At 72.2% G+C, this 8,727-nt stretch carries 6 protein-coding genes, 2 tRNA genes and 1 pseudogene; 5 read left to right on the forward strand and 4 right to left on the reverse strand.

The annotated features are described in order from the left end of the window. From ABTY61_RS29895 to ABTY61_RS29910, 4 genes and pseudogenes are all read right to left on the reverse strand, one after another. Nucleotides 1-134, reverse strand: a pseudogene (locus ABTY61_RS29895) (ATP-binding protein); the annotation flags it as partial. Continuing rightward, nucleotides 115-540: a DUF742 domain-containing protein gene (locus ABTY61_RS29900; RefSeq protein ID WP_350508230.1), complete on the reverse strand. Its 426-nt coding sequence runs from the start codon at nt 538-540 to the stop codon at nt 115-117. The gene ABTY61_RS29900 and the pseudogene ABTY61_RS29895, both read right to left, overlap by 20 nt. Before the next feature lie 161 nt (nt 541-701). Continuing rightward, nucleotides 702-1,115 carry a roadblock/LC7 domain-containing protein gene (locus ABTY61_RS29905; protein ID WP_097236138.1) on the reverse strand — a complete coding sequence of 138 codons (414 nt, stop codon included), beginning with the start codon at nt 1,113-1,115 and terminating at the stop codon, nt 702-704. A 10-nt stretch (nt 1,116-1,125) separates the two neighbouring features. Then, a complete protein-coding gene (locus ABTY61_RS29910; protein ID WP_350508231.1) occupies nt 1,126-4,908 on the reverse strand; it encodes a nitrate- and nitrite sensing domain-containing protein in 3,783 nt (1,260 codons plus the stop codon). A gap of 638 nt (nt 4,909-5,546) precedes the next feature. Here ABTY61_RS29910 and ABTY61_RS29915 point away from each other — a divergent pair. From ABTY61_RS29915 to ABTY61_RS29935, 5 genes are all read left to right on the forward strand, one after another. Beyond that, nucleotides 5,547-5,765: a hypothetical protein gene (locus tag ABTY61_RS29915; RefSeq protein ID WP_350508232.1), complete on the forward strand. Its 219-nt coding sequence runs from the start codon at nt 5,547-5,549 to the stop codon at nt 5,763-5,765. Nucleotides 5,766-5,981: 216 nt separating this feature from the next. Further along, a complete protein-coding gene (locus ABTY61_RS29920; protein ID WP_350508233.1) occupies nt 5,982-6,782 on the forward strand; it encodes a fumarylacetoacetate hydrolase family protein in 801 nt (266 codons plus the stop codon). After that, nucleotides 6,775-8,274, forward strand: a complete 1,500-nt coding sequence (gltX, locus tag ABTY61_RS29925) for a glutamate--tRNA ligase (RefSeq protein ID WP_350508234.1) — start codon at nt 6,775-6,777, stop codon at nt 8,272-8,274. Before ABTY61_RS29920 ends, gltX begins: the two co-directional genes overlap by 8 nt. Nucleotides 8,275-8,526: 252 nt before the next feature. After that, nucleotides 8,527-8,598, forward strand: a tRNA-Gln gene (locus ABTY61_RS29930). Between the two features lie 48 nt (nt 8,599-8,646). Then, nucleotides 8,647-8,719: transfer RNA gene (locus ABTY61_RS29935), tRNA-Glu, on the forward strand. Nucleotides 8,720-8,727: the final 8 nt, after the last annotated feature.

Below are 8,727 nucleotides of genomic sequence, written 5' to 3' on the forward strand. Positions count from 1 at the left end.
GCTTCGGTGCGCAGGGGGTTGATCTCGGAGACGGCGCCGACGAGCGTGGTCTTGCCGACACCGAAGCCGCCCGCGATGACGATCTTCGCGGAGGTCGTGGCGCGGGCGGGTCCGTTAGAGCTTGCGAAGTCCACTGAGGACCCTTTCGAGCAGCGTGACATCGGGCGTTCCGCCCGACTCGCCCGCGGCGGCGGGCTGGTGGATGGCGACGAGACCGGCCTCGGCCAGGTCGGCCACGAGGATGCGCGCCACACCGAGCGGCACACCGGCCAGTGCGGAGATCTCCGCGATGGACTTGACCTCACGGCAGAGGCCGACGATCCGGGCGTGTTCGGGCAGCAGCCCGGTGGTGCGCTCCGCCGAGCCCGTGGTCGAGATCAGGGCCTCGATCGCGAGCTGGTACCGGGGGCGGGTCCGGCCGCCGGTCATCGCGTAGGGGCGGACCAGCGGCTGCTGCTCGTAGCCGTCGGACTGCTGCCCGCCGTAGCCGCTGCCGTACCCGTTGCCGTACGGGCCGGCGGGTGTCGAGGGCGGGGTCATGGGTCCTCCTTGTGCTGCGGCCTTGGGCAGCCGGTTCCAGCTGGGGCGGTGCCAGCTGAGGCGGGATCAGCTGCCTGAGGGTAGCTGAGGGTGAGGCGCCGGGTCCGGTCGGGTCGGACCCGGTGCGGGGTGGAACGGTGGGAGATCCGCGTGGGTTCCGGTCAGTGCAGGAGACTGCCCTGGAGTTCCGCGCGGAGTGCGGGGGTGAGGACGGCTCCTGCCCGGTCGACGAGCAGGGCCATCTCGTAGCCGACCAGGCCGATGTCCGAGTCGGGGGAGGCGAGGACGGCGAGGGCGGAGCCGTCGCTGATGGCCATGAGGAAGAGGAAGCCGCGCTCCATCTCGACGACGGTCTGGTTGACCTCGCCGCCTTCGAAGATCCGGCTGGCGCCGGAGGTGAGGGAGGTGAGGCCGGAGGCGACCGCGGCGAGCTGGTCGGCGCGGTCGCGCGGGAAGCCTTCCGACATGCACAGCAGGAGGCCGTCCGCGGAGACCACCACGGTGTGGGACACCCCGGGGGTGTTGTCCACGAAGTTGGTGATCAGCCAGTTCAGGTTCTGTGCGGCCTGGCTCATCTGGTTCAACTCAACGCTCCTGGTGATCTGCGCCGTTGCCGTCGCTCCGGCCACCGAAACTATCGAATCCGGGCTGCTGGGCACCATGCTGGGAGCCCGGCTGGTGGGCGGCCTGCTCGGCCCCGGCCCGCCGGCCCTGCTGGATGCCGCGGCGCAGGTTGGTCAGGCGGCCGCGGACCTCCTCGGGGGCGCGGGAGACCTGGGGACCGGTCAGCGGCGCGGACTCGGCGGTGCCGGAGACCAGGTTGGCCTGCGGGGTCCGCCGGGGGAGGCCGGACGTGGTGACCCCGCTGGTCGACGGCTCGCGGACCTGCTCGGCGCGGCGCCAGCGCTCGTCGTTCGCGGACGGGCGCCACGGCGCGTCACCGACGCCCTGCTGCGGCGGCTGCGGCCGGTCCTGCTGCGGCTGACCGTACGGCTGCTGCTGCGGGGTCTGCTGCTGGGGCGCCTGGCCCTGCGGGGCCTGGGGGCGCTCCTGGCGGGGCTGCTGCTGCGGGGCGCGCTGCGGCCGGCCCGGCTGCTGGAGGTCCGGCGCGGAGGTGCCGGGGCGGCGCGGCTGGTACCCCCGGGGCTGGCCCTGCGGCTGGCCGTCGGCCTGCTGCGGGTACCAGGGCTGCTCGCCGGTGGCCTCGGACGGGCCGGTCGGCAGGGCCATCGGCTCCTGGCGCTGCGGCTGCTGCGGCAGCTGCTGCTGAGGGGCCTGCTGCTGCGGGGCCTGCTGGGGCTGCGGCTGGCCCGGGCTCGGCACGTTCGGCAGCACCGGCTCCACCAGGCCGAGGCCCAGCGGGTCACGCGGGTCGATCTGGCTGGCCTCGAAGCGCGGCCGGGCGAACTGCTGGGTGCTCTCCACCGGCGCCGGCTCGGCCGACGGCAGCGGCTGGGCCGGCTGCTGCGGGGGCAGCTGGGGCTGGCGGCCCTGCTGCGGCGCGTCCGGGCCGGGGCGCTGCGGACGGCGCGGGCCCTGCGGACCGGGCTGGCCCTGCGGACCCTGCTGACCGGGGGCACCGGGGCCCTGGCGGCCGGGGGTGCGCTGCGGCAGGCCGTCCTGCGGACGGTTGCCCGGGCGGGCACCCTGCTGCGGGGCGCCGGGCCCGCCGGGACGGCCGTGCTGCGGCTGCTCGCCGGTCCGCGGCGCGGGAGCGCCCGGGGCACCGTCGAACTCGCCGCCGGGGCGCGGACGTTCCTGGCCGGGACGGCCCTGGCCGCGGCGCGGCAGGCCGTTCGGGCCGCCCTGCGGCGGGCCCTGGCGGCCGGGGGTGCGCTGCGACAGACCGCCCTGCGGCGACTGCTGCGGCTGGCCCTGCGGGGCGGGGGCCTGCTGGCCGGGACCCTGCTGGGCGGGTGCCTGCGGCGCGGGGGCCGGTCGGCCCTGGCCGCGCCGGCCCGGCTGACCCGGGCCCTGCTGCTGCCCCTGCTGGCCGGGCTGAGCCGGGTTCTCGCGCAGCGACTGGCCGACCTGACGGGTCGGCAGGCCGGTCGGCCCGCCGGCCCGGCCGCCGGGCGCACCCGGGCCGGTCGGCGCGGCGGGGGCGGGGGCGGACGGACCGCCCTGGCCGAGCTGCGGCCGGCCGCCCTGCGGGGCACCGCCGGCCGGGCCCTGGCCGAGCGCGGCCGGACCGCTCTGGCGGACGGGCGGCACCTGGCGCTGCTGGCGCGGCGTCGGGGCGACCCCGCGCTGCTGCTTGGGCTGGCCGCCGGGGCCGGGACGGCCGCCGGGGCCGCGGCGCTCGGCGGAGTTGGTGACGTCGACCGGGAGCATGACCAGCGCGGTGGTGCCGCCGGAGTCGCTCGGGCGCAGCTGGATCCGGATGCCGTGTCGCAGGGACAGGCGGCCGACCACGAAGAGGCCCATGCGGCGGGAGACCGAGACGTCCACCGTCGGCGGGTTGGCCAGGCGCTCGTTGATCTCGGCGAGGTCGTCCGGGCTGAGGCCGATGCCGGTGTCGTGGATCTCGACCAGCACCCGGCCGTCCGGCAGGGCGTGGCCGGTGACCCGGACGCGGGTCTGCGGGCTGGAGAACGAGGTGGCGTTCTCCAGCAGCTCGGCGAGCAGGTGGACGAGGTCGTTGACGACGCGGCCGGCGACCTCGGCCGACGGCACGGCGGCGAGTTCGATGCGCTCGTACTGCTCCACCTCGGAGGCGGCGGCGCGGAGCACGTCGACCAGCGGGACGGGGCGGGTCCAACGGCGGCCCGGGTCCTCACCGGCGAGGACGAGGAGGTTTTCGCCGTTGCGGCGCATGCGGGTCGCGAGGTGGTCGAGCTTGAACAGGTTGGCCAGCTGGTCCGGGTCGGCCTCGCGGCTCTCCAGCTCGGAGATGAGCGACAGCTGGCGCTGGATGAGGCCCTGGCTGCGGCGCGAGAGGTTGGTGAACATCGCGTTGATGTTGCCTCGCAGGAGGGCCTGCTCGGCGGCGAGGCGGACGGCCTCGCTGTGCACCATGTCGAACGCGTGGGCCACGTGGCCGATCTCGTCGGTCGAGTCGACGGCGACCGGCTCGACCGTGGTGTCGACGTCGTGCGGGTCGCTCTCGGAGAGCGTCTTGACCAGCTCGGGCAGGCGGCGCTCGGCGACGTCCTCGGCCGCGGTCTGCAGACGGGTCAGCGAGCGCACCATCGAGCGGGCGATCAGACCGGCTCCGCCGAGGGCGATGATCAGGGTCAGGGCGACGGCGGCACCGATGATCAGGGCCTCGGTGTCGGCCTGGGACTGGAGGTCCTGGGCCTTTCCGTCGAGGTCCTCGATCAGCTTGGACTCGATCCGGCGCTCGGCCGTGATCTTGGTGGTGGCCTTCTCGTACCAGTCCTTGTACGAGACCGCCTCGGTCTGGTGGATGCCGCCGGGCTGCAGGATCGAGCGCGAGTAGCGGTCCGCCTCGGCGATCACGTTGTTGTAGCTCAGCTGGCTGCGCAGGTTGTCGAGGTCGTGCGAGGTGTAGATGTTGTTGAAGCTGGTGAGCGCGTTGTCGTACGTGGTCCGCAGGCGGATGCCGAAGGACTCGTCGCTCGCGCTCAGGTCGGGGGCCTTGGGGTTGCCCAGACCGGCGCTGATCAGCGCGCGCTGCTGCGAGGTCGCGTCCTTGGCGAGCGAGAACTGCTGCAGCGCGCGGGTGGCGACGAGCAGGTCCTGGTTGTTCGAGGCGAGCGCGATGTCCTGGGTGATGCCCAGGAGGTCGCGGATGATCACGTCGTAGGCGGTGATCGTGGCCTGGATGTTCTGGTTGTTCTGGTACGGCGTGTTGCGCGCGTCCGAGATCGAGTTCAGGTCCTTGCGGATCTGGAACAGCAGGGCCTTGCCGCCGGAGAGTTGGAGGTTCTCGAACTTGTCGGAGGAGGCCGTGAAGGTCCGGCTGAGGTCGTCGGTGGACTTGCGGGCGGCGACGATCTCGTCGTCCAGCGGGTCGCTCGGACGGTTGGTGATGTAGCCGGCGCTGATGTCGCGCTCGGTCTGCAGGGCGTCCGCGAGGTTGGTCGCCTTCTTGGCCAGATCGGACAGGTTGGCCATCTGGGCGAGCTGCTGGGAGTTCTGCATCGAGGTCTGGATGCGCAGGCCGCCGAGGACCAGCGAGACCATGACCGGCAGCGCCAGCAGGGCGATCAGTCGGGTGCGGATGCGCCAGTTGCGCATCGCGAGCCGGCTCAGACCGGTGGCGCGGCGCCTGGTCAGGGAGGTCCGGAGTTTGTCCCGGGCGGACTTCCGCTCCTGCCCGTCGTCCTCCGGCCGGGCGGGGGCCTCGGGCGTCACGGGGTCGGCCGGGCCGCCGGGGGCCGCCGCCTGTTGAGGGGCTGCCACAGGCTCGCGCGACTCCGGGTTTCCCGCGGCGCCGCTACCCCTTTTGAAACGTCCCTGCACTGGCGTCGCAACCTCTGGACCGGGCGTCCCGCCGCGTCGCCACGGCCTGGACGGTGTCGAGTTTCCTTCCGCACCCCGGCCGGTCCGGGAGAGCGGGTCGCCGGGGTGGACTGCTCCCTACCCACGGTCCGTGGCATTCCAGCACAGCGAGGGAATCCCAACAAGGGCCGCTGGAACCCGCGGCCGGGTACTACCGACCGCATGCGGGATCTCACTGACTGTGCGGTAACCGGACCGGAATACCGCCTTTTTCGGACACTCGCCGGATACATGCCAACGTGGCCGGAGATCGAAAAGAGTCGCAGACCTGCTGGAATGCCCGATGTGTACGGAATGCCGGATTATTCCGATGCGGCGATATGTCGGATATTCGTGATTTGTGCGTCAATTTGTGAGCAAAATCACAGGTGAATGTGTAGCTTTGGTCACGGCCCGTATGGAAAGAGATCTCGTAACCTTGGCTGTCTCCGGAGCACGGCCCCGATCAGCCTGCCCAGAACCCCTCCGAATCAATCGGAAACACGCAGGCCGGTGCGGATCCCTGGTGATCCCCCGGCCACGACCACGAGGTGCTCTCGATGTCCCTGGCGAAGAAGGCCACCAAGTCCACGCTGTCCTGCCGCTCCACGGCGAACCCGCGCCGGACCACGCTGGCCTCGGTCGAGGACTTCAGCAAGATCCCGGGCGCCCGCAAGCCCGAGGACGTCGTCACCTACGGCACCGAGCTGCCGGCCGTCACCGCCAACCCGCGCCGCACCCAGCTGATGGTGGCCCCGGTCATCACCCCCCGGGACTGATCCGGGCCCGGCGCCGAGGGCGCCGCGAACCGAACGGGTTCGCGGCGCCCTCGCGCGTTCCCGCTCGAACCGTGCTGAACAGGGGCAAAGCGGTCCCGGGAGGCCCCACGCGATAGCCTGGGCGACGATTGACGGGGCCGCGTCCGTGACGGGCGAGGAGCCCAGCAGCGCCCGGGGGCGCCCCGGGCGGCCGACGAAGCGAGGGGTAGCCCAGCCGTGCGCATTGCCAGGTTTTCCGTCCGGGAAGGGAGCCCTGCCGCCGGCAGCGTTTCCTTCGGCGTGGTCGAGGGGGATCCGTCCCGACCCGACTCGCTGGTCGTGCACGAGCTGGCCGGTCACCCGTTCGGCCAACCCCAGCCCACCGGCGAGAGCTACCGCTTCCAGGACGTCCGGCTGCTCAGCCCGATGCTTCCCAACAAGATCGTGGCGGTCGGCCGCAACTACGCGGCGCACGCGGCCGAGCTGGGCAACAACGTCCCGGACGTCCCGCTCACCTTCTTCAAGCCGTCCACCTCGGTGATCGGCCCGACCGAGAACATCGCGTACCCGCCGTTCTCCTCGGACGTCCACCACGAGGCCGAACTCGCCGTGGTGATCGGCCGGATGTGCCGCGAGGTGCCACTGGACCGGGTGCCCGAGGTGATCCTCGGCTACACCTGCGCCAACGACGTCACCGCCCGGGACGTCCAGCAGCGCGAGGGCCAGTGGGCCCGGGCCAAGGGCTTCGACACCGCCTGCCCGCTCGGCCCGTGGATCGAGACCGACCTCGACCCGGCCGACCTCGCCGTCACCTGCACGGTCAACGGTGAGCTCCGCCAGACCGGCCGCACCTCCCTGATGATCCGCTCGGTCGCCGAGCTGGTCGTCCACATCTCCGAGGCCATGACGCTGCTGCCCGGCGACGTCATCCTCACCGGCACGCCCGCAGGGGTGGGCCCGCTCAACGTCGGCGACGAGGTCGCCGTCTCCATCGAAGGCATCGGCACTCTCACCAACAAGGTGATCAAGCGTGGCTAACACTGACCCGGCCGTCCGGGTTCGCTTCTGTCCGTCCCCGACCGGCAACCCCCACGTGGGCATGGTCCGCACGGCCCTGTTCAACTGGGCCTACGCCCGCCACACCGGCGGCAAGCTGGTCTTCCGGATCGAGGACACCGACTCCGCCCGCGACTCCGAGGAGTCGTACGGCCAGCTGCTCGAGGCCATGAGCTGGCTGGGCCTGGACTGGGACGAGGGCCCGGAGGTCGGCGGCCCGCACGCGCCCTACCGCCAGTCGCAGCGGATGGACATCTACGCCGACGTCGCCCGCCGCCTCCAGGAGGCCGGCCACGCGTACCACTGCTACTGCAGCACCGAGGAGCTGGACGCCCGCCGCGAGGCCGCCCGCGCGGCCGGCAAGCCCTCCGGCTACGACGGCCACTGCCGCGACCTGACGGACGACCAGGTCGCCGTCTACAAGCTGGAGAAGCGCGAGCCGATCCTGCGCTTCCGGATGCCCGACCGGACCATCTCCTTCGACGACCTGGTGCGCGGCACGCTCACCTTCGAGCCGGAGAACGTGCCGGACTACGGCATCGTCCGGGCCAACGGCGCCCCGCTGTACACCCTGGTCAACCCGGTGGACGACGCCCTGATGGGCATCACCCACGTGCTGCGCGGCGAGGACCTGCTGTCCTCCACCCCGCGGCAGATCGCGTTGTACGCGGCGCTCGCCGAGATCGGCGTCGGCGACGGCGCCACCCCGCGCTTCGGCCACCTGCCGTACGTGATGGGCGAGGGCAACAAGAAGCTCTCCAAGCGCGACCCGCAGTCCTCGCTCAACCTGTACCGCGAGCGCGGCTTCATCCGCGAGGGCCTGCTCAACTACCTGTCCCTGCTGGGCTGGTCGCTGGCCGAGGACCGCGACCTGTTCGACATGGACGAGATGGTCGCCGCCTTCGACGTGGCCAAGGTGAACTCCAACCCGGCGCGCTTCGACCTGAAGAAGTGCGAGGCGATCAACGCCGAGCACGTTCGCCGGCTCGCCCCGGAGGACTTCGTCCGCCGCCTGGTGCCGTTCCTGCAGGGCCCCGGCCTGCTGCCGGCCGAGCCGTCCGCCGAGCAGCTGGACCTGCTCGCCCGGATCGCGCCGCTCACCCAGGAGCGGATGGTCGTGCTGAGCGAGATCGTCAACATGGCCGGCTTCCTGTTCGTCGACCCGGCCGACTTCGCGGTGGACCAGGACGACGCCGCCAAGGTGCTGACCGCGGACGCCCGTCCGGTGCTGGAGGCCAGCGTCAAGGCGCTGGAGGAGCTCGCGGACTTCACCCCGGAGCCGATCCAGGCCGCGCTGCGCGAGGCGCTGGTGGAGGGCCTGGGCATCAAGCCCAAGTTCGCCTTCACGCCGCTGCGGGTGGCCGTCACGGGCCGCCGGGTCTCGCCGCCGCTGTTCGAGTCGATGGAGCTGCTCGGCCGCCCCGAGACGCTGCGCCGGCTCCGCTCGGCCCTGGACGCCCTGCCGGCCGCCTGAACGGGCCGCGCAAGCGCCTCCTGAGCAGCCCGCGGGCCCGGCTCCGTGCCGGGCCCGCGGCGCACCCGGAGGTCACCGGACGGCCTCCCGGTCGCTGCCTGCGGTTATCGATTTTGGAGCCTGGGCGGACGTCGGGTAATGTTCTTTCTGCGCCGCCCGGGAGGGAACGGACGAGGGAGCGAAAGCCCCTCGGAACGGGACCGACCGAGAGGCGCAACGCCTGAGAGGGCCCCGCAGGGGGTTCAACTCTGGTGGGGTATGGTGTAATTGGCAGCACGAGTGATTCTGGTTCATTTAGTCTAGGTTCGAGTCCTGGTACCCCAGCGCAGTATGATCGGCAACGATCACCCCGCAGTACAAATGAAGATCCAAGCCCCCGTTGTGTAGCGGCCTAGCACGCTGCCCTCTCACGGCAGTAGCGCCGGTTCGAATCCGGTCGGGGGTACTGATTCC

This window comes from Kitasatospora sp. NPDC096128 (assembly GCF_040303105.1).
Taxonomy (GTDB): Bacteria; Actinomycetota; Actinomycetes; order Streptomycetales; family Streptomycetaceae; genus Kitasatospora.

Bases quoted from the DNA above. Each gene is read 5' to 3' on its own strand.
- ABTY61_RS29905 (WP_097236138.1), bottom strand. From the start codon at position 1,115: ATGAGCCAGGCCGCACAGAACCTGAACTGGCTGATCACCAACTTCGTG.
- ABTY61_RS29900 (WP_350508230.1), bottom strand. From the start codon at position 540: ATGACCCCGCCCTCGACACCCGCCGGCCCGTACGGCAACGGGTACGGC.
- ABTY61_RS29915 (WP_350508232.1), top strand. From the start codon at position 5,547: ATGTCCCTGGCGAAGAAGGCCACCAAGTCCACGCTGTCCTGCCGCTCC.